General features: G+C 35.1%; 20 protein-coding genes and 1 tRNA gene. 10 read left to right on the forward strand and 11 right to left on the reverse strand.

Going from position 1 to position 25188, the window contains the following annotated elements; all coding sequences use genetic code 11:
* Nucleotides 1-683: 683 nt before the first annotated feature.
* Both MHHB_RS04575 and MHHB_RS04580 read left to right on the forward strand, forming a co-directional pair.
* Nucleotides 684-3329 (forward strand): COG1470 family protein, encoded by a 2646-nt coding sequence (locus tag MHHB_RS04575; RefSeq protein WP_131007489.1) that lies wholly within the window; start codon nt 684-686, stop codon nt 3327-3329.
* 54 nt (nt 3330-3383) lie between these two features.
* Nucleotides 3384-5141: a DNA-directed DNA polymerase II small subunit gene (locus tag MHHB_RS04580; RefSeq protein WP_131007491.1), complete on the forward strand. Its 1758-nt coding sequence runs from the start codon at nt 3384-3386 to the stop codon at nt 5139-5141.
* Here the strand turns inward: MHHB_RS04580 and MHHB_RS04585 are convergent, their stop codons facing one another.
* Nucleotides 5142-6326, reverse strand: coding sequence for a YcaO-related McrA-glycine thioamidation protein (locus MHHB_RS04585; protein ID WP_131007493.1), 1185 nt, complete (start codon nt 6324-6326; stop codon nt 5142-5144).
* 8 nt (nt 6327-6334) lie between these two features.
* Nucleotides 6335-6538 (reverse strand): 4Fe-4S binding protein, encoded by a 204-nt coding sequence (locus MHHB_RS04590; protein ID WP_131007494.1) that lies wholly within the window; start codon nt 6536-6538, stop codon nt 6335-6337.
* Nucleotides 6539-6621: 83 nt separating this feature from the next.
* On the opposite strand from MHHB_RS04590, the gene MHHB_RS04595 reads away from it, so the two are divergent.
* A complete protein-coding gene (locus MHHB_RS04595) occupies nt 6622-7044 on the forward strand; it encodes a winged helix-turn-helix transcriptional regulator (RefSeq protein WP_131007496.1) in 423 nt (140 codons plus the stop codon).
* 313 nt (nt 7045-7357) lie between these two features.
* On the opposite strand, the gene MHHB_RS04600 is transcribed toward MHHB_RS04595, so the two are convergent.
* The 3 genes from MHHB_RS04600 to MHHB_RS04610 form a co-directional block, all read right to left on the reverse strand.
* On the reverse strand, nt 7358-7801 hold the full coding sequence (locus tag MHHB_RS04600) for a bacteriohemerythrin (protein WP_131007498.1): 444 nt from the start codon (nt 7799-7801) through the stop codon (nt 7358-7360).
* A gap of 268 nt (nt 7802-8069) precedes the next feature.
* Nucleotides 8070-8498, reverse strand: coding sequence for a ferritin-like domain-containing protein (locus tag MHHB_RS04605; protein WP_131007500.1), 429 nt, complete (start codon nt 8496-8498; stop codon nt 8070-8072).
* A gap of 87 nt (nt 8499-8585) precedes the next feature.
* A complete protein-coding gene (locus MHHB_RS04610; RefSeq protein ID WP_131007502.1) occupies nt 8586-9815 on the reverse strand; it encodes an FprA family A-type flavoprotein in 1230 nt (409 codons plus the stop codon).
* A gap of 243 nt (nt 9816-10058) precedes the next feature.
* On the opposite strand from MHHB_RS04610, the gene MHHB_RS04615 reads away from it, so the two are divergent.
* The 3 genes from MHHB_RS04615 to MHHB_RS04625 all read left to right on the forward strand — a co-directional run bounded on the left by MHHB_RS04615 (nt 10059) and on the right by MHHB_RS04625 (nt 12628).
* On the forward strand, nt 10059-11111 hold the full coding sequence (locus MHHB_RS04615) for a substrate-binding domain-containing protein (protein ID WP_131007504.1): 1053 nt from the start codon (nt 10059-10061) through the stop codon (nt 11109-11111).
* 93 nt (nt 11112-11204) lie between these two features.
* The gene (locus tag MHHB_RS04620; RefSeq protein ID WP_131007506.1) at nt 11205-11924 is read left to right on the forward strand and encodes an ABC transporter permease; all 720 of its coding nucleotides are present in this window, start codon (nt 11205-11207) and stop codon (nt 11922-11924) included.
* Nucleotides 11921-12628 carry an energy-coupling factor ABC transporter ATP-binding protein gene (locus MHHB_RS04625; protein WP_131007507.1) on the forward strand — a complete coding sequence of 236 codons (708 nt, stop codon included), beginning with the start codon at nt 11921-11923 and terminating at the stop codon, nt 12626-12628. Before MHHB_RS04620 ends, MHHB_RS04625 begins: the two co-directional genes overlap by 4 nt.
* Before the next feature lie 54 nt (nt 12629-12682).
* On the opposite strand, the gene MHHB_RS04630 is transcribed toward MHHB_RS04625, so the two are convergent.
* From MHHB_RS04630 to mmp10, 6 genes are all read right to left on the reverse strand, one after another.
* Nucleotides 12683-13336, reverse strand: a complete 654-nt coding sequence (locus MHHB_RS04630; RefSeq protein ID WP_131007508.1) for a metal-dependent hydrolase — start codon at nt 13334-13336, stop codon at nt 12683-12685.
* 25 nt (nt 13337-13361) lie between these two features.
* Nucleotides 13362-13438, reverse strand: a tRNA-Arg gene (locus tag MHHB_RS04635).
* Between the two features lie 351 nt (nt 13439-13789).
* On the reverse strand, nt 13790-14509 hold the full coding sequence (locus tag MHHB_RS04640) for a (5-formylfuran-3-yl)methyl phosphate synthase (RefSeq protein WP_131007509.1): 720 nt from the start codon (nt 14507-14509) through the stop codon (nt 13790-13792).
* A gap of 114 nt (nt 14510-14623) precedes the next feature.
* The gene (locus MHHB_RS04645; RefSeq protein ID WP_131007510.1) at nt 14624-15895 is read right to left on the reverse strand and encodes an ABC transporter substrate-binding protein; all 1272 of its coding nucleotides are present in this window, start codon (nt 15893-15895) and stop codon (nt 14624-14626) included.
* Nucleotides 15896-16156: 261 nt separating this feature from the next.
* Nucleotides 16157-19837 (reverse strand): cobaltochelatase subunit CobN, encoded by a 3681-nt coding sequence (gene cobN / locus MHHB_RS04650; protein ID WP_131007511.1) that lies wholly within the window; start codon nt 19835-19837, stop codon nt 16157-16159.
* Between the two features lie 443 nt (nt 19838-20280).
* Entirely contained in the window at nt 20281-21582 is a 1302-nt protein-coding gene (gene mmp10 / locus MHHB_RS04655) for a methyl coenzyme M reductase-arginine methyltransferase Mmp10 (RefSeq protein WP_131007512.1), read from the reverse strand.
* Nucleotides 21583-21878: 296 nt separating this feature from the next.
* On the opposite strand from mmp10, the gene mcrB reads away from it, so the two are divergent.
* From mcrB to mcrG, 4 genes are read left to right on the forward strand one after another with little or no spacing between them, the layout of a single operon-like run.
* Nucleotides 21879-23213 carry a coenzyme-B sulfoethylthiotransferase subunit beta gene (gene mcrB, locus MHHB_RS04660; protein WP_131007513.1) on the forward strand — a complete coding sequence of 445 codons (1335 nt, stop codon included), beginning with the start codon at nt 21879-21881 and terminating at the stop codon, nt 23211-23213.
* A gap of 28 nt (nt 23214-23241) precedes the next feature.
* Nucleotides 23242-23739, forward strand: coding sequence for a methyl-coenzyme M reductase operon protein D (mcrD, locus tag MHHB_RS04665; protein ID WP_131007514.1), 498 nt, complete (start codon nt 23242-23244; stop codon nt 23737-23739).
* An 11-nt stretch (nt 23740-23750) separates the two neighbouring features.
* Nucleotides 23751-24350: a methyl-coenzyme M reductase I operon protein C gene (gene mcrC / locus MHHB_RS04670; protein ID WP_131007515.1), complete on the forward strand. Its 600-nt coding sequence runs from the start codon at nt 23751-23753 to the stop codon at nt 24348-24350.
* An 11-nt stretch (nt 24351-24361) separates the two neighbouring features.
* Nucleotides 24362-25144, forward strand: a complete 783-nt coding sequence (gene mcrG, locus MHHB_RS04675; protein WP_131007516.1) for a coenzyme-B sulfoethylthiotransferase subunit gamma — start codon at nt 24362-24364, stop codon at nt 25142-25144.
* The last annotated feature ends 44 nt before the right edge of the window (nt 25145-25188 follow it).

Here is a 25188-nt window from a genome sequence, read left to right on the forward strand (position 1 = left end):
TTAAATGAGTTAACACCAGTTTGCTGTTTTTTCTATGTTCATTCGTTAAACCTGGAAAAAATAAGATAAATAGATATGAACTTAAAATTAGAACAAGACTTTTGATAAAACTAAGTATAAAATGAAGGATTCTGTGAGGTTCCTAAGCTTTAACATACCATTTTGAAATTATTCAATAACAATAACTAATGTTGCTTATATTAGTGTTTTTTAGTATTTGTCTAAAATCTAAATAACAACCTGCTGATAAAACCTTCTCTGAAGAATGATCTGAGTAATTATAAAATTATTAAGTATATAATCTAGTTCCATCAAAAAAATCCTGATAAAATAAAATAATTTACAATAAACCTTAGCTCTTATTAAAGGAATTGAATATTCAGAATGTTTCTGAACACTTAGACAAGGTATGAAATCCTATTGTGATATCAACAGTAGTATATGAAGGTATTTCAGAAAATTCTTTTCTCTATTTTTTAATTTTGCATTTGAGATTTTTAAACATTTTTTTATTTTTTTAACTTTTTATAGTTATTATTTTTTTGAACCTTATCAGTTTGATAAGAACTAAGTTTTTTATTTACTCTAAATATAAATTTTAGATAAATTTTAATTTATTATATCAAAATTTATTATATTAGTTGTAAGTATATTAATTATAACTAAAAATAATGGTAGATACTATGGATACAAAAATAGTATTTATGCTCTTCTCCCTACTTGCACTAGCTACTGTTCAAATATATGGGGAAGATTTAAAAATAGTCGATGTATGGACATCAAATGTTTTAGTGGGAACATCAACACACACTACAGAATATTATATAAACCCCAAAATAACACCAACAATTTTTGTGAAGGTGTATGGAGGATCTTACCAACACGATGTTATCTTAGAGGTTAAATCTGATGAAGGTGAAAGTTGGAAGTCATCCCTTGTACCAATACTACCACATAAAGAAGAAGTTATACCTGCAGAGTTAAAATTTAAAGAATTTGGTATTCACACTATTTATGTATCTCTACTGGATAAAGATGGAAAAGTTCTAACTAGTAAAAAAGCTACTATAGCTGTACCCGACCCAATAGATGTTGTAAATATATCCTGTGAGGATTCATTTATCAATGAGTCAAAACCAGATATTGAAATATGTAATTCCCCCTGGTTTATAGTAACCCTGAAAAATAACAGATATTCCCAGTCAGACTACAACGTTAAAGTATGGATTGCGGTAGTATCTCAAAATTTCAACAAAGATGCCAGTAAGTATCCTAATGACAAAGGAGTGCTCTACTATGGAAAAAACGACAGTAAAGTAATATACTTAGCAAAAGGTAGTGAACGTGAAATAAAATTTAAAATACCTCCAATAACAGCTAAAGAAGATATTATAAAGATTCAGGTTCATATCAATGTCTCGGGAATACATGACTACTCCGATGGACCGGCTTATACTTTAATATATACAACTGATGGATATAAAATCAAATATTCACGGATAATACAACATAAAAAGTTTTATTATCCAATATCTCTACAAGATTTCCAAATAGTAACTACCTTAAATAAAGATGTTGTAGGTATTCTGAAGAATTACTACAGGACTTCTAAAATAGAAGATGTTGAATTAGAGGAGTTGATAAAAAGCCGTAACTATGGAGATACTAAAGTTTTACCAAGGATATATCTAAAAGACGATCCATATCTCGTTATCACTAAATTAACGTTGGTAAATAGATTCAACGATAAGTCTTCTGTAGTAGTGACTCTCGAAAGTGACACTGATAGAATCACAAAAGAGGTAGAGTTAAATAAGTTTGAAGTTAAGGAGATATATCTACCTGTAAGTATCAAATATCCTAAGAACAGATTAAATATATCTCTACAATGTGGAACATATAAATATGAAATCTCTGAAAATTTAAAAATCAAACCGATTGCAGTTTCTCCAGTATACATAGATAGTATTGAAATTGACAAAGGAAATGGGGTATATAGACCTATAGGGAACAATTACTACGTAGATTTGTTTATTAATAATAACTGTACTTTAAAGATAACTTTGAAAAATTGTTACAATAAAACACTCTCCGGGAATCTTACAGTTGATGCTTTAGATTTTAATAAAGAAATAATGAAATGTCCTTCAAGACTTTCATTTAGAATAAACCCCGGGGGAAAAACAACTCTTTATCTCCCAATATCATTCAACACCGCTGTAAAAGGAGATATAAAATTTACAGTGAAGGTTGATGGAGCATTAACAAGTTACTCTAAAATATTCCATTTCAATGTAAATAACATTAAAGCTGATATTGAATATATTAGTCCTTATAGTGTAAAAGTAACATTATTGAAGAACGGATCACAATATAGCAATATTCCTGTACCAGGTTATGAGAATAAATTTAAGATAACCTTTAGAAACCCTATGGACGAAGATATTAGAGTATTTACATGGATAGAAGTAAAAGGAGAAAACAATGAATTTAAAGAATCGAGTGATAAAAAAATTATATGTATCCCATCAAAAGGGGAGAAATCTGTTTATTTCAAACTTAAATTTAATGAAGGGTTTAAAGGATATTTACAAGTTTATATATCTCCTGTAAATTACTCTAATCCGATATTGGTAGCATCTAAATATATTACTGTATTTAGTCCCCTATCTATAGAAAAATTACAGTACAACAACTCTAAGATATATGGAGAAATAAAATACAGTTATACATGTACAAAACCCATATATTACAGATATTGGTATGTGTTGGAAAAGGATAATGAAAAGGTATTTGAAAGTACAAAATACAGTAAGGTTATATATCCTGGAGAAGTTAATAAGATAGAGTTTAGGCTCCAAGGTCTCAAAGATTCTGAGTATACTTTAAGGTTTTTTGTAGAAATCCCCGACTTTGTAAAAATTAATTATACTGATTATCCCATACTCCTAGAGAGATCTATTAAATTAAACAATACCATAGAAAATACATCTCTATTAAATACAACAAATAATAACTCGAGTAATACCATAGAAAATACATCTCTATTAAATACAACAAATAATAACTCGAGTAATACCATAGAAAATACATCTCTATTAAATACAACAAATAATAACTCGAGTAATACCATAGAAAATACATCTCTATTAAATACAACAAATAATAACTCGAGTATTAACTTATCCGTTGTATATAACGAGAGTGAGGTAACAAAAAGTATGTCAAGTACTACGAAAGAGAGTGAAACTTCAAATGGAATAATTGGGACAATATTTGCCTCTATTATGGAAATAGTGGGAAGAATATTCCACTTCTTTGGATTTTAAAAACCAAATTATCAATAATTATCAACAATCTTTTAAATAATCTAAAGGGAGACTATGCTGGAGGATTTCTTAGATATTGAAATTCTTCTAACTCCCGAGTCCTACCGTAGAATAAACAACATGTCAGAAAAGGAGAGAAAAGATTTACTAATGAAAATTAAGGAATTTAAAAGTAAAAATAATACATTTATAGTACTAGACGACTATTTTTTAAATATTTTTCTAAAACTTGACTTAGAGAATGTTATAAGAATGTATAAAAACTGTAATTTCACAAAATACTACATAGGAGATGGGATAAATAACAAGGAGGAGATGTTAGAGAGTAGTACTGAGGTTCTTGATAGTACTCCATCTCCTATCTGTAAGATAGTCGATAACACCACATCTGATACTACTGAAGTTGTGAGTAATATTGCTAAGGATACATCTTCAGAAGTTATAGAAAAAACTGAAAATACTTTAATAGAGGAAAAGAGAAAGAAAAGAATATCTGAAATAAAATCTATAAGAAACAGTATAAACCGTAGAATAAACTATATAGCTAAAGATATAGAGAGTAAGATAAGTGTATATAGAGAGTGGGATGTTACAGGTAAATCCACATGTGAAGGTACTATAGAGGATTTTAAAAAGTACTTTAAAGATAGATACAACAGGATAAAGAAAATGATAGAGAGGAAAGTGAAGAGAAAAGCCTATCCTTTGGAGAAGTTGTATAAGATGAAAGGAGAAAGTGATGTATTCATCGTTGGAATAGTCTTTGATATAAGTACTACGAAGAATGGACATAAGAAGGTGGAGATAGAAGATGAAAAGAGTAGTTTTACAGTAATACTGATGAAGGACAAGATAGAGCGGGGTGAACTACCTGACGATATACTGTTGGATGAAGTTGTTGGATTTAGGGGTTATGTCTCAAATACTGGAGAGATATTCTTTGCAAATGAGTGTATAAGACCTGATATAACTCCAAAAACACCAAGAAGTATTGATGAAAAGATATACACCGCATTCCTATCTGATATCCACGTAGGGAGTAGAGAGTTCTTAGGGAATGTATTTAAAAGATTTATAGAACTACTAAACGGTAAGATAAGTAAAGGTATAGAAGAGAAGATCGTCAGTAGGTTGAAGTATATATCTATAGCAGGTGATCTCATAGATGGGGTTGGTGTATACCCAGGGCAGGAAGAAGACCTCTACGAGATAGATATTATGGCACAGTATTCTGAAATTGCAACATACCTGGAAGAGATACCTGAACATATACATATAATTATCTCCCCTGGAAACCACGACGCTGTAAGGCCTGCAGAACCTCAACCTGTATTACCTAAAAAGGTGTTGAAGTTATTCGACAGTTTAGACAACATTACATTTATAAGTAATCCAGGATATGTAAATGTCCATGGGTTGGATTTTCTGATATACCATGGTAGAAGTTTTGACGATATCGTAGGACAGGTGTCTTCTGCTAAATATACAGATCCTCCTTCTATAATGAGAGAACTGTTGAAGAGGAGACACCTATGTCCAACATATGGAGGTAGATGTCCTATAGCTCCTGAACATATAGATTACCTAGTTATTCATAAGGAACCTGATATATTCCACGCTGGACATATACATATAAACGGTTATGGTGTCTACAAAGGTACTGTGATGGTTAACAGCGGTACCTTCCAGAAACAGACAGAGTTTCAGAAGAAGATGGGTATTCACCCAACACCTGGGAGGATACCTATTTTTGATATGTCTAGAATAGGAGATGTATATATCGAGTGGAACAACGGGAAGATAACTATTTAACTATTTAATAGGTTTTATTCTTTTTATCCTCTCTTTTACCCAGGGAGATATCCTATCTCTATCTATGGAGTAAACTTCCATCCTTGGTATTATAACCCTTACAGTGTCTATCTCCGTTTTTTTCAGATCTACGTATATAAGTTTGTCAAAACCTGCCTCTATCAGTTTCTCCTTCAATATCTCCAGATCCTTTTTTAGATTATAAGTTGCACAATTCTCCATATCCTCGATATTTACAGTTTCCCTGTACTGATACCACCTTTTGTGAATTCTTTTCATCCTCTCATAACCTACTTTCCTTACTATATTCCCTCTTATAGTATCTCTTCTCTTGTTGTGAAGTTGTGTAGATCTACTCTGGGCTACTTCAGTAAGAGCCCTGATAACTGCAATCTCAGGATGTAGATGACACCCTACACCTATGCATAGAAGGGCAGGATCCCTCCAAACTTCTTCATCACATACTGCCCCCACAGTGGGGATACCTACATCCCCTGTTAGATCCTTAAGTATGACGTTTATATTAGCACTTTCAAACTTCTCCAACAGTTCGTGTATCAAGGGATTTTTCGCCCCTTCCACATCTATCTTCTTATAGGTATTTCCAGAGAGTTCTGCAATGCTCCAGGCATCCCTCTCTATAACTTCGAGAGCTCCATGGAGGATAGCTTCGTATAGGTTGTTACCAGAGGCTATACCATTTGTATGACTCCTGAATAATTTACCCCTGTAGGGATGGAACACTCCCTCTGCAGGTACATCTAAGCTACACTGGTTTATAATGTCAAATCCCTCTATCCACTTGATACCTTTGATATAATTTTTCCCTCCAAGATACCTATATACATCCACAGGTAAAATAAGTTCTCTTATATCTACAGGATTATCAGGTTTGTCTTTAAGCCTATCTCTATCATCTGGTTTTAATTCTGCAGAGTATCTCTCTATAGCCTCCATAGATCCTGAAACCTTAGCCTGTATATCTGTAGGCCCTTTACCTAGGTGATATATTACACCATCTTGGGTTATTCTCTCTACCGCATAAACGGGAATACCTATCCTATCTAGATGATCTATTCTCTCTATGTTTTTAACACCTATTTTATTGAGAATGGGGGTTATTCTATTCCAGGTTTCCGTAGGATGGCATATTCTGTAGGTCTCCAACATGTGGATGATATCCATAACAACCCCTAAACACCTTCTTTAATTATAGATATAGCATTGGTAGGACACCTACCTGTGCATAACTTACAGTTGTGGCAGTAACTTGTGTCGTAGGCGTAGTACTTTTTATCTTTGTCCATCTTCCATATTAAAGGACCTTTTGGACACACATCGTAGCATCTACCACATCCTATACATTTATCCTTATCTACTACTATCCTTACAACCAAGATGTCACCTAAGATAAAATTATATAAAATATCAGTATCATATATTTTAATAAAAACAAAAAATATTTATAACTAGTGGTAGTATGGACGAAAAGGATATGAAGATACTTGAAATATTGATGAAGGACGGTAGAAAACCCTACACAGAGATTGCAAAGATGTTAAATACTAGTGAAAGTTCTGTAAGGAAGAGGATTAGAAAGATGGAGGAAGAAGGTATTATTAAGGGCTACAGAGCAGAGGTAGAGCCCTCTAAAATTGGGTACAACGTAGTTGCATTAACTGGATTTGATACCAACCCAGAGGATTTCCTCACAGTTGCAAAGAAACTCTGTGAATTTGAAGAGGTAAAAAAGGTGTGGACTTCCACCGGAGATCATATGATCATGACTGAGATCTGGGCACGGGATGGTAAAGAACTATCTGAGATACTTTTTAACAAGTTAGGTAAAATAGATGGAGTTAAAAAGATATGCCCTGCAATAATACTAGAGGAGTTGAAATAACTTCACCTTAACTCTAAATATGGAAAATTTAAACTATAATATTAAATATAGTAAAAAAAATAAAAAATAATAGATACAATGAAGTGAAAGTAAATATGAAGTCCATATTCTCCTGAATTGCACTGTAAACTGGTGAAGCACTGGGTGTTGTCTATTCCTGTTATTTTTATAAATTATTCACTTCCTTTCTATCAAAACCTTTTATAAATAATTTAATAGTTTAAAATATAATGATATTATGAAAATATAAGTAAGAATTAAGATTTCCTTACTATACTTCTGAACATTGGAAGGAAGACAATCTTCTGAATATTTATATCTCTATCATCTTATCAGGTATCTCTATTTTCTTCTCTTTAAACCATTTTCCATACCCATTTACATCCATATTCTTTATATGCATAATAAGCCATCCAACTATAAAATTTAATGCATCGTTAAACTTTTTGTCATCTCCCCTTTCAATCTCTGGAAGGAGGGTTTCTACAAGGTATTTAACAAAAAAATTATGCATCTTTTTATGACCATCTAACTTCTCCTTGGGATAGTTGTACCTTTCCATGACTTCCTCTTCATGTTTAAAGTGTTTATCTGCATAGGTAATTACTGTATCGACTAGTATTTTTTTTGCTTCATCTTTATTTCCTTCCCTCATCAGAGTGTATATTTGGTTTATAGTTTTTATAAGTACCTTATGCTCTCCGTCAAATGCTTCTATTCCTGATTCTAGATCTTTGGACCATTTTATTATCTCCACAATATCCCTCTTATTATTATCTTCATTATTATATAATAAAAAATATAAACAACTCTTAATAATAAAATCAATATCATCTTAAAAATAGTATTAACAACAATTAAAAATTTTAATAGATATTAATATATCATCTCTAAATAATAATCAAAATAATAATTATAGAGAATTCTCATGTTCTCTAGTGTTTAGGCATGTTTCTACGAAAAATATTAAAAAAGAAAATAGCAAAAAAATGCATAAGTATTATTGAACCAGTCAAAAAGGTTATTTACTTGAAGTACCTCTCCAACAATCCCTTCAACATCATAGCATGCCTAGCTTCGTCTCTACTTGATTCATCGAAGAAGTCATGAGCATGATCGATATTTAACTCCTTAGCTTTCTTAGCGGCAGCTTTCTTTTCCTTGTTTGCCTTACACTCCCCTTCCAACATCTTCTCGATGTTCTCTTTCAAGTTCTCGGATATAATTCCATTCATCTCTGCAAAGTGGGCAGCATGTTCAGCTTCTTCAAAGGCTATCCTTCTCAATACTTCTGCAACCTCTGGTAATCCCTCCCTCTGGGCCTGTCTTGCCATTGCCAGATATAGACCTACCTCTGTACACTCTCCTTTAAAGTTTGCTTCAACCTCTTTTTCTAAATCTGTACCCTTTGTAACACCTATCTTGTGTTCATTTACCAACTCTACATTAACCATAGGTCCTCACCTCCTATTTTATATTTTATAAATAACCTTAAACAGCGAAAACAATATAATCAAAAAGTATATAAAGTAAAAGGTTGATTACATCTCCTTTATCTTTGCAGCCAATCTCTTACCCATGTTGTAACACTTCTCCAACTCATCTTCAGTTGGTACGTAGTACAACTCGTATGCATCAAGTACGTTGAAGCCACAGGACTCTATTTCCTTTTTGAGTATCTCAACTGCTCCACCATTACCTCCCATGGATCCAAAGACAACTGCCAACCTCTTCAACCCTGTTCTATTGAACTTCAACCCTCTAAGATAGTACACTATATCTCCCATTGATGGATATGGCTCGTCATAGATTGTTGGTATTCCAAAGAGTACTGCCTTACTATCTAGGATATCCTTGACAATTTCACTTCTCTCATCTTCGTGGAGGAAGTACATTACCACTTCAATACCTTCACTCATCAGCCCTTCTGCAAAGGCATGGGCCATCTTCTGAGTTGAATAGTGCATCGTATCGTATATTATTGTAGCCTTGTCTTTACACTTACCAGTTGCAAAGTTCTGGTAAGCCTCTATTACCTTCATTGGCTCTGTCCATATCTGTCCATGAGATGGAGCGATCATCTTAATCTTCTCTAAGAGTCCTAAGTCTGTAACCTCCTTGAACTTTTTTAATACTAACTTAGAGAGTGGTGTAATCAAGTTTGCGTAGAACTTCTTGTTTGCATCCATCAGGACGTACTCTGGGATGTCTTTATCAAACCTCATATGTGCTGGGTAGCAGAGGTGCTGGCCAAATGCATCGTTTGAGAAGAGTATTCCTCCTTCGTTGTATAATGTAAACATACTGTCTGGCCAGTGGAGGAGTGGTGCTTCTAAGAATGTTAATGTTTTACCTCCGAGATCTACACTTTCTAAGGACTTTACAGCTTTGAATGGAGCATTCTTTAAAGATGGGTAGTGCTTCTTTAACCCCTCAATAGCAACCTCTGTACAGTAAATTGGAGCTTCTGGAAACTTCTTGTGAATCTCAGGTAGAGCTCCAGAGTGATCCTTCTCTACATGGTTTTGTACTATTACATCTATCTTGAACTCCCTACCTTCCTTTTCAAAAGCATCCTTTACCCTTCCCCACATCTGAGCAGAAGTTCCTGGATAGGTGTTGTCTATTATAGCAACTTTCTCATCTCCAAATACTAGGTACGCGTTGTAGGTGGTACCCTTTAAGGTATATCCATGATATTTCCTTATATCCCAGTCTAGTACTCCTACCCAATAAACTCCATCTGCTATCTTAACTGCATCTGCTTTCATATTACCACCATTTTATTTCTTTTACGATTAATCCTATTCTACTATCCACTATATTAATTTAACTATACGTATCTCGTCTAGATACTTTTGTTTTCAGTGCGATTTCGATATCGTATTTTTAAATTTTATTTAAATTTTATTAAAATCCTAAAAAATTCGAAAAATATTTATATTATTAATATACATTAACTTTGTTAAAATAATTAACTATATTTAATTAACCAACAGAAGTACGGGGGTATTATGAAGAAAGGTATCTTAATATTATTATTAGGGTTGGTAATAGTAATAACAGCAGGTTTTCTCCTTTACTACTATCAACACCAAAGTAATATTAGATATCTTACAATCTCCACTACAACAAGTCTATACGACACTGGACTTCTAGACACCATAGCAGAGATATTCAAGAGAAAGTACAACATAGAGTTGAGGTTCATTCCAAAGGGAACAGGAGCTGCCATCGAAGATGCAAAAAATGGGGTATGTGATGCTATCATGGTGCATGCTAGGAGCAAGGAGTTAGAGTTCATGAAGGAGGGCTATGGAGTAAATAGAAAGGTTTTTGCATATAACTTCTTTGTTATTGTAGGTCCCAAGGACGATCCTGCAGGGATCAGAGGACTTCCACCAGTTGAGGCTCTTAAGAAGATCGCAGAGGCGGGAAGAGAAGGTAAGATAATATGGATTACGAGGGACGACGGTTCAGGTACTAACACCAAGGAGGTATATCTCTGGAAGTTAGCAGGATACAACTACTCAGAGATAAAAAAGGAGAGATGGGTGTATAGGACAGGATCTGGGATGGGCAATACACTTCGAATAGCTGATACCAAGGGGGGCTATACTCTATCAGATACGGCAACATTTCTCAAGTACAAAAAGGAGGGAATAATACATAACTTAGATATACTAGTTGATAAAGGGAGTGAGTTGATAAATATATACAGTATAATTCTAATAAACCCTAAAAAGTACAAGAAGGATTATCAGGATGCTGTTCTTCTAGCTAAGTGGCTAACGGGAGAGGAGGGACAGAGGGTAATTGGGGAATTTGGTAAGAAGGAATTTGGAAAACCTCTATTCTACCCTATTGTAGAGGTACTGAAAAAGAGGGAGGAGCCTTTCTTTACCTGGATACTGAAGTATGGATTTATAAAGGATGGAGATGTTTTAACAGAGTGTCCAAAGGAGTTTAGATATGGGAAGAACTTTACATTCTTTGAATTTAAAATATCTGATTTAGAATATAGCCATACACATAACGTTTTAAACCATAATGGCAGTGTAAAGTGAAATATTAAGAACTATACTGTTGGATACTAATAAGTAGGATGTTCTATTAATTTTTTTTAATTAATTTTTAAACAATTTTTAAGAGAGAGAGGAATGGCCTGGGACTATATAGTTAAGGGGTTTCTTAAAGCCTTTGAACTTATAATAAGTGGAAATCCTGAACTTTACGATATACTTCTTAGAAGTATAAAGGTATCTGGATTAGCTACTTTATACGCTGGGCTAATAGGTATTCCCATAGGAGTCATTCTGGGACTCTCAGATTTTAAAGGTAAAAATGTTATAAAGTCCATTTTTAACGGGTTGATGGGTATTCCTACTGTAGTACTTGGACTTATTCTCTATCTATTCTTGGCACCTACTGGACCCTTAGGATTTCTAAACCTACTTTACACTACTACAGGTATAAGTCTTGGCCAGATGATGCTGATTTTACCTATTGTTGTGAGTATTACAGCAAATTTTATAGAGAGTATAGAAGAAGATGTAAGATACTTGGCACTAACTTTAGGGGCAGATAAAACCCAGATGATGATGAAGGTTATCGAGGAAGCTTCTCCAGGTATATTATTGTCCCTGATGGCTGCATTCAACAGGGCTATTGCAGAATTGGGAATAGCCCTTATGATAGGAGGTAACATCTTTGTAGAAGGAGGGAATATGAACACAAGGGTACTAACTACAGCAATTCAGATGTACGTCACAAGGGGAGAAATAAGTATGGCAATTGCACTGGGAATCATACTACTGTCTCTAGTATATCTTATATCCGTGATAGTAAATTATATACAGAGAAGGTGGGCAGACTCATGATGGTTCTAAAGGGTATTTTTAAAACCTTTGGAGATAAGATTGTCCTTAAGGATGTTAATCTTACAGTAAATAAGGGGGAGATCTTTGCGATTTTAGGATATAGTGGTGCTGGAAAAACCACCTTACTTAAGATACTCTCAGCTTTAGACGTTGATTTTAGAGGAATCTATCTATTTAAAGATATAGATGTTAGAAAATACCCTGAAAAGGTAAGAAAATATATAACTATGGTCTTTCAGAACCCTGTAATGTTTAAAGGTACAGTCTTTGAAAATGTAGCCTACGGGTTAAAGGTTAGGGGATACAGTAAGAATTATATTAAAGAGAAGGTAGATAGGGTGTTGGAATCTCTTGGAATCTTGGAGTTGAGAGATAAAAATGCTAAGAGGTTAAGTGGTGGAGAAAGGCAAAGGGTTGGAATAGCGAGGGCTTTAGTGTTGGACGTAGACGTATATATCTTTGACGAGCCGACATCTAACTTAGATATAGAGAATATCAAAGTTATAGAAGGTGCTATAAAGGAGTTGAAGAAAAAGGGGAAAACTATAATAGTTACAACTCATGATCTCCTTCAGGCTCGGAGGTTGTCAGACAGGGTAGCTTATATAGAAAAGGGGGAAATCGTTGAGGTTGGTGAGACTGAGAAGGTATTCAAGTATCCGAAAGATGAAAGAACCTATAGGTTTGTAAGTGGTATGTTTTGAGACGATTATTATAGTCAAGAGCATAACTTTTAGAATTACTCTATTACCGTATCTCTAAATATCCATACATTCTCCAACTTTAGGTACAATTACCTTAACTCCCATTTCCTCTACTTTCTTTACTAGACCTGAGATATCCTGTTCTATCAGTGGGAAGGTGTTGTAATGCATAGGTATAAATATCTTTGGATTGAGGTATTCTACAGCTTTCACTGCTTCCTCTGGTCCCATCGTGTATCTTCCACCTACTGGAAGGAGTACCACTTTTGGATTATAGATCTCTCCTATAAGTTTCATATCTCCAAATAACCCAGTATCTCCTGCGTGATAGACCCTGTCGTTAATTATATACCCTGTAGCCACTCCACCAGGTGTATTTTCATCTATATCTGAGGAATGTTCCGCCTTAACCATTGTTAATTTTGAGTTCTTTATTTTAACAGTCCCTCCTATGTTCATCCCTTCTGCAGTGACTCCTCGTTTTCCCAAGTATACAGAAATCTCATGATTAGATACAACAGGGATGTTGTACCTCCTAGAGATCTCCACTGTACTTCCAAGGTGATCACTGTGTCCATGGGTTACAGCTATAACTTCTACACCTTCTACAACCTTATCATAGTCTATACTACAAAGAGGGTTTGGAATGAAGGGATCTACCAGCACTCCATCTACTTTAAAACATGCATGGCCGTACCAACATATCATACTAACACCCTTATAGATTTATAAATGGTGCCCCTGTCGGGATTTGAACCCGAGTCTGCGAATCCGCAGTTCGCAAGCATATCCTGGCTAGCCCACAGGGGCTTCTATTAATAAATACAATATAATACTAATATATTAACCTTTTCATTGGGGTTAGTATTCTTTCTAGTGCAAAGATCATCGTTGAAGGAGGTTAATAACGCTACTAAAGATAGGGATTTTGCCCCTCCAGATGCTAAGGGTGGGGAAAAATAATCATGTTTTTATACTCTTTTTTATTTAATTTTCTTTATTATAACAATAAAACAATAATCTAAAAATAACTCTATAAATGAAAAAAAAAAAATTAAAATAAAAACCTTCTACTCATCTCAAAATACAAGACCTTCAAACATTGGAGAAAGAGACAATTCTCCCGAACAGGAGTATCATTATTGTAATGGTTTCGTTGGATTATTTATCTCCATTTTTACATAGTTTTACTAACTCCTCAACTAACTCCTTTTTTATTTTACCGTTGTTTCTGTCTCCCTTAGTACATGCTGCTCCCCTAATTCCCACTATATCACACCCTATTTCCTTTAATACAGGTATATCTTCTTTCCTTATAGAACCTGCCAATGCACATTCTAAGCCGTAGTTATGTACTTCCTCCACAAATTCAGAGATCAATTCTCTATTCAAGTGGTCAAATAACCTCTTACCGTCTTTAACTGCAGTATCTAACATCGCAACATCACATCCAGAATCTCTGGCAACCTTAGGTATTATAAGAGGATCTACTGCCCCTACCCTGTAAGCATCGGCATATCCTGCAGCTACAACTATCTTATTCTCGTCAATCTCTTTAACTGCTTTCACAACTTTATTCATTACATCCACAGCCTCCCTGTAGGATTTTGTCCCATAGAGCCCAACTTTTATATAATCTGCCCCGCTTATAGCAGCCCCAACTGCTGCAAGGGCCACAGTCCCAGGTTTATAAGGTACATCTCCTACCGTTGCACTAACTAAACGATCCTTTGGAGTAATATTTCTGATCTCTCTTATTACCCATGGAAAGTTTGCACCTAAGGAACCCTCTAACGGATTTTTAACATCTATAATATCCGCCCCACCTTCAATGGCTTCTTTAGCCTCTTCTATATCTTTTGGACTGATAAGTATTCTCATATATTCACCTGTTGGGGTTTTAATAAAAAATTTAAATAAAAATAATATTTAAAAATTTTTGTTATATAGATTATAAAATGTTAAAAATTAAAAAAATAGAATAACTTTAACAAATTACTTAATTTTTACATAATATTTTAAATTATTATCCCCATCGGGGAACAGCTCAGGATGTATCATCTTAGCGTAATCTCTCATGTATCCTATAGGATCCTTTGTCTCCCATACATAGTAATCTGGTTTTGATACATAGAATCTTCCATCTTTAAAAGCCTTGAAATTCTCAAACCCTGAGTTAGGATATGCCTTTAATAAATCCTCTTTACTAGTGATGTTTTTAGTTGTTCTTAATATAACTACATCAGCATTTTCTGCTCTCTCTAGGAAGGTTTCAGTGTCTATCTTTGTAGAACCTGTTCCAGGTATGTCGCTGAATACATACCTACCGTGGAATAAATCTATTAATCTTGCGTAGAAATTCTGAGCCTCTGGAACAGAAGGAGTACTTGTATCACTCCATTTCCAGAAATTAACCACAGTTGGGTAGGTATCTGATTTTGCTACAGTTCTTAATAGGTTGTTCCTCTCGTACCAGGCTTTCTGGAAGTATTCATCTGCTTTCTTGTATGCATCCTTACCCCAGAAGGCTGCGACGAATTTTATCCACTCTATTCTTCCAAGGTATGTAGGTTCTTCGTAGGCAAAACACCTTGCTACAGGTATACCTAACTTTCTTAACTTTGTTTCCATTTCGTCATGAGATGTCCAACCTCCTAGGAATGCTATATCTGGAGATACGTTAAGCACTACCTCGTAGTTCATACTATTAGCAGAACCAATATCTAGTACCTTACCTTCCTTGTAAAGTTCTGTAAGTTTAGGAGAGTCGAGTATAGCATATTTAGGGGCTCCTTTTATGGTATCGTGGTACTTACCCAATATATCAGCCGTCGAAATTACAGGTGAATAAAATATAGTGACTACTCTATGTACTGGGACTGTTATCTTTGTTGCACCTGGGATATCAGGTGCTGTACTTCCATTTATCACTAGTAAAAATTTATTCTTTTTGGAATCCTCTAAATAACAATATCCATTATCCCAGTTTGGTTCTAAGGTGAATTTCGTAGCAAATACTACAGGACTTCTAAATCTCTCGTAGTTTTTAAATAGATACACCACGTCTGCAATGTTTATGGTATCATCACAGTTTAAATCTCCTACTCCAAGAGGCTCGTTTCTGTGTTTAAACAGATACATCACGTCTGCAATATCTACCTTTCCATCTCCATTTATATCTCCCATTTGAAACCCAAACGATATGGGAATTAATGTTAATACTATTAAAGATATTATGGTAAAGTAGATTGTGTCTTTTCCTTTCATTGTATTCACCTTTTAGTAATACTTTATTTAATATTAGTAATACAATATTAAGAAATAATATATTTATAATTTACGATAAATTACTTAAAAAATATGAGAAAATAATAAATTTTTATTTTACGTTAATCCCATCAAACTGGATACTTTAAAAATTAATAAAAATTACTTATAAAAAGAAAGTAATATCCTCAAAAATCATTAATTTTAGTTTTAGAATCTTTAATGAGAATTAAGTGTTAATCCTAAATTGAATTTAAAGATTTAGAGTTTCTCCTCTACCATACCTTCGATCTCTAAGTATTTTCTCCTTAAATTTTCTTTCATCTCCTTACAGGCCTTCCATTTATCTCTTTCTATAGCCTCTAAAAGTCGTTCTATAATGTTCATAAGGGCGTATGGATTGTTTTTCCTGAAAAATTCCTCCATATCTTTATCAAACACATACCTATTGGCGATCTCCTCGTACATCCAGTCATCGATAATGTTGGAGGTACAGTCCCAAGCAAATATGTTATCTATATATTTGGAAAAGTCTGCAGCTCCCTTGTATCCATGTCTCTTCATGCCCTTTATCCACTTTGGATTCATTATTTTACTTCTGAATATAAGTTTTCCTTCTTCTTTTAGATGTTTTGTTTTTATCCTACCCCTGTTAGACGTGTCTCCAACATAACTTTTAGGCTGTCTCCCTGAGTAGTATGTAACTGCAGCAATCAGTCCTCCATGATAACTGTTAAAGTCATCCCCCTCGAAGATATCCCACTCTTGGGAGTCCTCGTTCTTTACAGTTAGTTCTATCTTAGATAAACGGTTTATAAACTCCTCCCTTGCATCCACTCCATAGACCCCCTTACCGTAGGCGTATCCCCCCCACTGGACATAAACTTTAGCTAGATCCTCTATAGATTTCCAGTTCTTTTCATCTATTAAATTGGCAACCCCTGCCCCATAGGTGCCTGGTTTATCACTGAATATTCTGTAGAGGCTTATTTCCCTTGCTATCTTCTCATCTATACCTTTTTTTATCTTCTCCTCAACTTCCTCCCTGTAGTGCTTCTTAACAAAGTTCATCTCCTCAGGCTCTGGAAGGTTTGCAACCTTCCTTATAGCCTCGTCTATAAGTTCAATAACCTGTGGAAAAGTGTCTCTGAACAGTCCGCTCACCCTCAGTGTGACATCTATCCTTGGTCTCTTCAACTCTTCTAATGGAATCACTTCTATGCCTGTAACTCTCCCCATCTTGTTCCATACTGGTTTAACCCCTAAGAGGTAGAGTACTTCTCCAATATCATCTCCCCTCGTCCTCATGGTAGGAGATCCCCATATTACTATTCCTAAGTACTCGGGGTATTTCCCCTCTTCTTCTAAATACTTCCTTATAAGATCCTCTGCAAGTCTCTTCCCCATCTCGTAGGCCGATTTTGTAGGTATCTCCTGGGGATTACAGGAGTAGAAGTTCCTACCAGTTGGGAGACAGTTTATGTCCTTAGTAGGGGCCCCAGCCACTCTTGGAGGCACATAACATCCCTCAAGGGCATCTACGGTATGTTTTATCTCTTCCTCCACACTCATCAATTTTCTGTAGATCTTAGATACAATCTTCAAAACGTTCCTTAAGTTGTTATTTATAGGGAAGGTTTTCAATCTGTCTATACACTCCTCCTGGAAGTTGTACCTACTGTACTCCTGAAGGAGGGATATACCGTATTTATATACCTCGTCTATCAACTTTTGATATTTACCTGGGTGTTCATTTAACTCCTCCCAGTTGTAATTTAGCACCTCTGATATCATCTTCAAATAATCAAACTGGTACTTCACTATCATAAATATCATATTTATTAACTTCTCCTCCTCTAAGGGAACCCCCATAATATGGAGCCCCTCGTTTATCTGTCTGTACTTTATCTCCTCCAAGTAGTCATGGATCTTATCCAGTAGCTCCTCAAATTCAATATCTACTTTTTCTATAACTCTCCCATCTAAAAGATCTTCATCTAGTTTCAACTCCTTAATCTTTTCCAGTATCCTTTTCCTTAAAAATTCTCTTTTCTCCTTACTCTCTACTTCGTAGTATTCCTCTATACATCCCTCCAGTTCAGAGAGTTCTCCATAGAGATCTGAGATAGTCATTGGAGGTATCAGGTGGGAGATTATTGTAGCGTAGGATCTTCTCTTAGCCTGGGTACCTTCACCAGGGTTATTTACAATATATGGATAAATATTCGGAAGTTCCATATTTATATCTGGATAACAGTCCTTGGAAAGTCCAACACATTTCCCTGGTAGCCACTCTAAACTACCATGTTTTCCCATGTGGATAATAGCATCTGCCTTAAAAACATCCCTGATCCACTTATAGAATGCGATATAGTAGTGAGATGGAGGTAGATCTGGGCAGTGGTATATTTTCGATGGATCTTCTCCAAAACCTCTTGGAGGTTGAAGAGATATGAATATATTCCCATTTATTATACCTGGAATTATCAATTCTCCGTTAAAGTTCATAACATCTCCAGGTATAGAACCCCAATGTTCTATTAACTCCTTTCTAACCTTCTCAGATAGACTGTTGAACCACTTCTCATAAGCTTCCCTATCTACACTACCTACAGACTTCTTTATCTTCTCCTCAGTTAGGAATCTTTTATCGTTGGTTACATAGTTTAACATATTTTCGATAAGTTCGTTCCCATTCTTGTACAATTTCTCTACAAGGAAACCCCTTTTCTTCAATTCCTTCATTATATTGACTACACTCTCTGGACTGTCCAGCCCAAAGGCAGACGCGATCTTATCGTTTCTCGGTGGATAGTTGTGGAATATTATTGCAATTTTCTTATTCCTGTTATTCTTTAACTTCAGATCTGCATATTTCAATGCTAGATCCACTATCTTTTCACATCTATCTCTAATAGGTTTGTACTTTACAATAGGAACTCCAACTCTACCCTCCTTAATTTTTTTCTTCCCTCCTATTGGGAAGTGTATAATTGCCCCGTCAAACTCAGGCATAGCCATGCCGATAACGAGATCTATGGGATTAAGGCCTCTCTTAGATCCTTCCCACTCCTCAATGTATCCAGTAGATATTATACCCTGAAGTATCGGTGTGTTAAGTTCTTTCAAAAATTGAGGTTCCTCTTCTAAGTAGTCATCCCTTATCCCCATGGAGAGTGTAAACATCGTTGTATTTATTAGAACATCTATAACAGATTTTCCATTTATATAGAAGAATCTCTTAAATGTCTCCAAGGTACCAAGTGCTCCTAAGTCATTTTTTAAATGGGAAGAAAATACCCCTATAGGAATACCACCTTTTCTCTCGATGATATCTATAAGATAATCCACATAGTCGATATTATTTGCAATAAACCAGTTTCTATAGAATAGTATTCCAATAGTGGGTTTCTCTTTTAACTCCTCCTCAGATATTCCTAAAAATGATAGATATTTTTTCAGATCTTCAAAGTATTTACCTCTGTAGTATATCCCCTGCCAAGGTGTAGGTTTTGGCTCATCGTATTTTATAGAACTATTTCCAAAGGTACTTGCCAGATATAGGAGTAAATTTTTATAGTTTTCAACACCTTCGTAACTTAGATACTTCATCACTTTTTCCCTAACTTCTTCATCTACAGTGATGGCATCCAAGAGATCAGGATGTACCTCATTTACTGTAGGTAGAGGTATGAATGGAATGTTATACTTTTGAGTAACTTTTTTCAATTTGTCAAAACCCTTAAAGGTATCTTTTCCTCCCATAAGTTTTGTAAATACTACGTTGGATTTTTTAACAAATTCCAAGAACTCCTTAAATTCCTCTTCACTGTAATTGCTGTTTAATATTCTAAATTCCAAGTAATCTTTAACCTTTTCATAAGCTTCTTCAAAAATCAAGTCATCACTATCTATCGTAGATACAAAGGCTATCCTTATCATAGCTACATCCCATATTGTTCTTATAATATTTAATATATTTAATAATAATATTTAATAATCAAATATTTTTAGTATAATAACTTGTTTATTTTGTCATAATTCCCATCAAACCCATTATACAATGATAAAGAATAAGAAAGACTAAGTACTCTAGATAGCCTTACTTCCCATCAAAGCAGTAACTAAAAACTAATAAGAGATAATAATTATAACAAAAAAATAAAGGAATAAGATATAGTAATAAAAATTTTTGATATAACTATAAATATTGTTCCTTCGATATTACGACAGAATTTCTCCTTACCACCTTAGTGTTCAGAAAAATATTTTTGGAGAGATATTGTTATAACAATTATTTTATTAATCTTACATAAATAAGAACGTAGAACTTAATATTATATCATTAATATCTTAATCTTTATTTAACAAGAATAATAACAATACTATCTTTTCCCAAAAAAGTTTATTTTTTCGATCAGTTCAGTGAAAGCTCTTTTCTCAAATTCCAAAACTTCTTCCTCTGTTAAGGTACCACTTACCTCTCCATCTAAGGTTAGTTTATCTACACCTCTAATTATCATCCTATCTCTTCCATCTCTGTTAAGTATTTTCTCTGCAACTCTGTCATGAACAAGGGCTAGAGGTGGAAGAAATACTGTATCCTTCAACTTTTTAAGATCAACTGTTTTTAAGTCCTCTGCTGTAATAAGATCTGAGATGTCTTTATTTACTTTGACAACATTGACTGGTGTATCTTGGAATATCTCCCTTAGGAAATCGTAGGCTATCTTTCCAGTGACTATAGTGGCTTCAGCCTCTATCTTATTCCTCAATCTTTCAAGTATATCCTTGTGGTAGGTTATTGCAAAAGGTGCCTTTGTTAAAGGATCGTAGAGAGGTGTTCCAGTGATCCTGATCTTATCTCCAAAGCTTTCATGAACCTCTTTTACAATGTTTTTAAACTCTTCTACGGAATGAGGAGTTATACCTTCTATAATTGGAGCGTTTTTTAGTATAAGACCTTGTTCAGTGGTGTTGGCAAACCTCATCAATATAACCCCTTTTGCTCCCCAATCTACCAAATCTGAGAGTGTCCTGTTTAAAACTTCTCCGTCGTTAACTCCTGGGATAACTATTACTGCACAGTGTACCTCACAGTTTTCACAGAAGTACTCCAGACATTTTAGAGATATCCTGGCGTTTCTGTCGTTTAACCATTCTCTTCTCATATCTGGATCTGTGGAGAATACAGAGAATGTAACCTCATCTACTCCAGCATCTACAAGAGCTTTTGCAGTATCTAAATCTTTAAAACCTTTTCCAGAAGTATATCCTAAGTGTATCTTTAAACCTATATTTCCTATATACTCACAGAGGGGTATGAGATCTGGGTAGAAACTTACGTCTCCTCCACCGGTTATATTCACCTTCTTATACTGCTGAAAGAAGAGGGCACTTTGAACCTGCTGTACAACCAGTGGTAATGGGAGAAAATCTCCGTTAATTTCCCTTACAGAGTATGTACAGTAGTCACAACCTACTTGATATGTACAGTTCTTACATCCAAAAGGTGTAATATTGTTGCTGTCTAATTTCCTAAAGTAGCAGAATCTGCAGAAACCTCCACAGTTTTTACCAGGTTCTCCCTTTAAATCTACTAAAAGTTGAGATTTATCTCTCAGTATATCTTCTTTTTCCTTATTTGTATCCCATATACTCTGAAATTTAGTGAAATCAAAGTTCATGATATCATTTTAGTATCTTATAATTATTATTAAACATTTAATATGCTACAATAATATTATATTAATATTATAATTAATACATTAATACTTAATACTGTCCTGTATAGCAAATAAAATATGAAGTAACATATAGAAGTCAGTAAAGTAAATATTCTATTTAAATATATTGATATAAATTCTGTTAAGGTTTTAAAAAGATATATATAGTTTTCGATTTGATCTTAATAGAAAATTTATAATATATTATCTACTTATAAAAATGATAAGAATTATCAAAAAAGTAAAGAGTGATTACCATGAAGAAGTACAACGACACAATATGTCTATACGATGCAAAAGGAAATCTTGTTGAGGAAAATGTACCATTAGAAGCCATTAGTCCACTGTACAACCCTGTTATAAAAAAGTTGGTAAAAGATATTAAGAGAACTGTGGCAGTTAATTTGGCAGGGATTGAAAACAGTCTAAGAACAGGTGCCGTTGGAGGAAAGGGTTGTAAAATACCTGGAAGAACCTTAGATCTACCAATTGTAGAAAATGCTGAAACTATTTTAGAAGAAGTCGAAAAGATTCTAAGAGTATCTCCTGATGACGATACTTCTATTAAAGCTATTAACGGTGGTAAGCAGGCAGTTGTCCAATTACCATCTAGGAGGTTGGAAATAGCAGCAGAGTATTCTGCATCTATACTAAATACAGCAATGGCTTTGAAGGAGGCCATAATTAAAACCTTCAACGTAGATATGTTTGATGCACCTTTAGTCCATGCTGCAATACTGGGGAGATATCCTCAGTCAATGGATTACTTAGGGAGTAATATAGCATCCCTGTTAGGAGCCCCTTCAAATATGGAAGGTCCAGGTTATGCATTGAGAAACATTATGGTAAACCACTACGTGGCAACAACCAGGAAGAATGTAATGAATGCAGTTGCATTAGCATCCATTATAGAACAGACTGCAATGTTTGAGATGGGAGACGCTATAGGATCCTTTGAGAGACTACACCTCTTAGGTCTTGCGTATCAGGGGCTAAACAGTGACAACTTAGTTATCGACTTAGTCAGGGCAAATAGAAAAGGTACAGTAGGTACAGTTATAGCTTCTGTGATTGAAAGAGCCTTAGAGGATAAAATAATAACTGAAGATAAAACCTTAGAATCTGGATATATATTATATAGACCATTGGATATTGCTAAATGGAATGCCTATGCTGCAGCAGGACTGGTTGCAGCCGTTATTGTAAACTGTGGTGCTGCAAGGGCTGCTCAGAATGTTTCATCAACTATACTCTACTACAACGATATATTGGAGTACGAGACAGGTCTCCCAGGTGTTGATTTCGGTAGAACAGAAGGTACTGCAGTAGGATTCAGTTTCTTCTCCCACTCTATCTACGGTGGAGGGGGTCCAGGTATATTCTCTGGAAACCACATAGTTACAAGACACAGTAAGGGGTTTGCTATCCCACCAGTATGTGCTGCTATGTGTGTAGATGCAGGTACCCAGATGTTCTCCCCAGAGAGAACTTCAGCACTTGTTGGGACTGTATACGGTGCTATAGATGAGTTTAGAGAACCTATGAAGTATGTAATTGAAGGTGCTGTTGAGATAAAAGATATGTTCCAATAAATTAATAGTTATGAGTGAGGTAATAGTTATGATAGAAGTTGAAGTATTTCCCCACAGATACTTAAAGGCAGAAACCACTGAAAAATTTCTTAACGAGATATACTCCCTAGATACTGTAGAGAGGGTTATTATCCATGGACAGTCTCTACCAAAAATTGTATATTACGGTCCTGCAAGAGGTACTCCAGTGAATCACTCTGAGAGAAAGATAATCAACGTACATGGAGTTCCTGTAGAACTTACAGTGATGGCAGGTAGATTCTGGATAACCTTAAAAGACGACAGTGAGATAGATAAGATCGAAGAGATCTGTAAGACTCTCTTTCCCTTTGGATATAACATAAGGATAGGTAAATTTACTAGAGATAAAGTAACAGTGACAGACTATATAAAGTATGGGGAGAAAGTAGTAAACATGATGGACAGATCTCTTATTGGATTGACAGATCCTAGGAGTAGATTTGACAGTGCAGTGAAGATAATACCTAAGGAGAAAGGTGAGGAAGTAACTTCCAAAGAACAGTAAGATGTGATCCTATGCCTGTGGGGAGGAGAGAACAGATAATAGACTGTAGGGCAGTGATGGGATTGGGAGAAGGAGGAGGTTTGGCCCAGAGAGGTACCTTTGCAGAAGCTCTGAGGAACGACGTAGTAGTTGTGGCAATGTCTCCTGGAAGACGACATATTACAAAGCCTGTCTGTGAGATAACCTACGGGATAAGGGAGGCAGGTATTCAAACCAGTGTCCTAGTTCTAAATGCAGGCAGTGGTATACCTCATGACGCTCCTCATGGTAGTTTAGGATCTACATTTGGTATAAAACCAGAAGAAGCAGAACAGGTTAATAGACATAAACTCTGTATAATACATTTTGGAAATGTCAAAAGTCATATCGTATATAAAGCTAGGTTGTTCTTAAGATACGTAGAGATACCGACAATAGTAGTCTGCCAGACTCCTGTAGATATGGAAGATTTTGCAAAGGTAGGGGTAAAAACAAGAGATGTTATACCCCTTGAACCTGTAACTAAAGGTACTATAGTAGATATAGTATCTGGTGTTGTGAGGGGGGAATCTCCCCCTCAATCAAAGATTGATGAAATTATCAAAAGAATTAAAGATAATCTAAAAAAATAAGGGGTGATTTTATGGCATATACACCTCAATTCTATCCAGGTAAAACAAGAATTGCTGAGAATAGAAGAAAACACATGAACCCAGATGTTCAGTTGGAAAAGTTGAGAGAGATTCCAGATGACGACGTTGTGAAGATCATGGGACATAGACAACCTGGAGAGGATTACAAAACTGTCCATCCACCATTGGAGGAGATGGACCTTCCTGAGGATTACGTCAGGGATCTCGTTGAACCTATAAGTGGAGCCAAAGAGGGACATAGAATAAGATATATCCAATTTACAGATTCCATGTATAATGCTCCAGCACAGCCCTACGATAGGGCAAGAACCTACATGTGGAGATTTAGAGGAGTAGACACAGGTACACTCTCAGGAAGACAAGTTATAGAGATGAGAGAGAGTAACTTAGAGGAGATTGCAAAGAACTTCTGTATAGATACAGCATTCTTCGATCCAGCAGTCTGTGGTATAAGAGGGGCTACAGTGCATGGACACTCCTTGAGACTCGATGAAAATGGACTGATGTTCGATGCATTACAGAGGTACGTATATGACGAAAAAACAGAGCATGTACTCTATGTAAAAGACCAGGTTGGGAAGCCTTTGGATGAGCCTGTGGATGTTGGAGAACCTCTACCACCTGAGAAGTTAGCAGAGATAACTACTATCTACAGAAAGGACAACATCCCAATGAGGGAAGATACAGAACTTATTTGTGTAGTTAAGAGAATTCATAGGGCAAGGACCTTGGGAGGATTTATGCCTACGGATGAAATATTTAAAGGATTATAATTAATTGTATTAGTTATTTTTAAAATAATTTCAAAAATTTTTTG

Origin of the sequence: Methanofervidicoccus abyssi (assembly GCF_004310395.1) — an archaeon.
Taxonomy (GTDB): Archaea; AGJL01; Methanococci; order Methanococcales; family Methanococcaceae; genus Methanofervidicoccus; species Methanofervidicoccus abyssi.

What these genes read in the sequence shown, in the direction of transcription:
- MHHB_RS04575 (WP_131007489.1), top strand. Translation starts at nt 684, where the DNA reads ATGGATACAAAAATAGTATTTATGCTCTTCTCCCTACTTGCACTAGCT.
- MHHB_RS04580 (WP_131007491.1), top strand. Translation starts at nt 3,384, where the DNA reads ATGCTGGAGGATTTCTTAGATATTGAAATTCTTCTAACTCCCGAGTCC.
- MHHB_RS04585 (WP_131007493.1), bottom strand. Translation starts at nt 6,326, where the DNA reads ATGGATATCATCCACATGTTGGAGACCTACAGAATATGCCATCCTACG.
- MHHB_RS04595 (WP_131007496.1), top strand. Translation starts at nt 6,622, where the DNA reads ATGGACGAAAAGGATATGAAGATACTTGAAATATTGATGAAGGACGGT.
- MHHB_RS04605 (WP_131007500.1), bottom strand. Translation starts at nt 8,498, where the DNA reads ATGGTTAATGTAGAGTTGGTAAATGAACACAAGATAGGTGTTACAAAG.
- MHHB_RS04610 (WP_131007502.1), bottom strand. Translation starts at nt 9,815, where the DNA reads ATGAAAGCAGATGCAGTTAAGATAGCAGATGGAGTTTATTGGGTAGGA.
- MHHB_RS04615 (WP_131007504.1), top strand. Translation starts at nt 10,059, where the DNA reads ATGAAGAAAGGTATCTTAATATTATTATTAGGGTTGGTAATAGTAATA.
- MHHB_RS04620 (WP_131007506.1), top strand. Translation starts at nt 11,205, where the DNA reads ATGGCCTGGGACTATATAGTTAAGGGGTTTCTTAAAGCCTTTGAACTT.
- MHHB_RS04625 (WP_131007507.1), top strand. Translation starts at nt 11,921, where the DNA reads ATGATGGTTCTAAAGGGTATTTTTAAAACCTTTGGAGATAAGATTGTC.
- MHHB_RS04630 (WP_131007508.1), bottom strand. Translation starts at nt 13,336, where the DNA reads ATGATATGTTGGTACGGCCATGCATGTTTTAAAGTAGATGGAGTGCTG.
- MHHB_RS04640 (WP_131007509.1), bottom strand. Translation starts at nt 14,509, where the DNA reads ATGAGAATACTTATCAGTCCAAAAGATATAGAAGAGGCTAAAGAAGCC.
- MHHB_RS04645 (WP_131007510.1), bottom strand. Translation starts at nt 15,895, where the DNA reads ATGAAAGGAAAAGACACAATCTACTTTACCATAATATCTTTAATAGTA.
- cobN (WP_131007511.1), bottom strand. Translation starts at nt 19,837, where the DNA reads ATGATAAGGATAGCCTTTGTATCTACGATAGATAGTGATGACTTGATT.
- mmp10 (WP_131007512.1), bottom strand. Translation starts at nt 21,582, where the DNA reads ATGAACTTTGATTTCACTAAATTTCAGAGTATATGGGATACAAATAAG.
- mcrB (WP_131007513.1), top strand. Translation starts at nt 21,879, where the DNA reads ATGAAGAAGTACAACGACACAATATGTCTATACGATGCAAAAGGAAAT.
- mcrD (WP_131007514.1), top strand. Translation starts at nt 23,242, where the DNA reads ATGATAGAAGTTGAAGTATTTCCCCACAGATACTTAAAGGCAGAAACC.
- mcrC (WP_131007515.1), top strand. Translation starts at nt 23,751, where the DNA reads ATGCCTGTGGGGAGGAGAGAACAGATAATAGACTGTAGGGCAGTGATG.
- mcrG (WP_131007516.1), top strand. Translation starts at nt 24,362, where the DNA reads ATGGCATATACACCTCAATTCTATCCAGGTAAAACAAGAATTGCTGAG.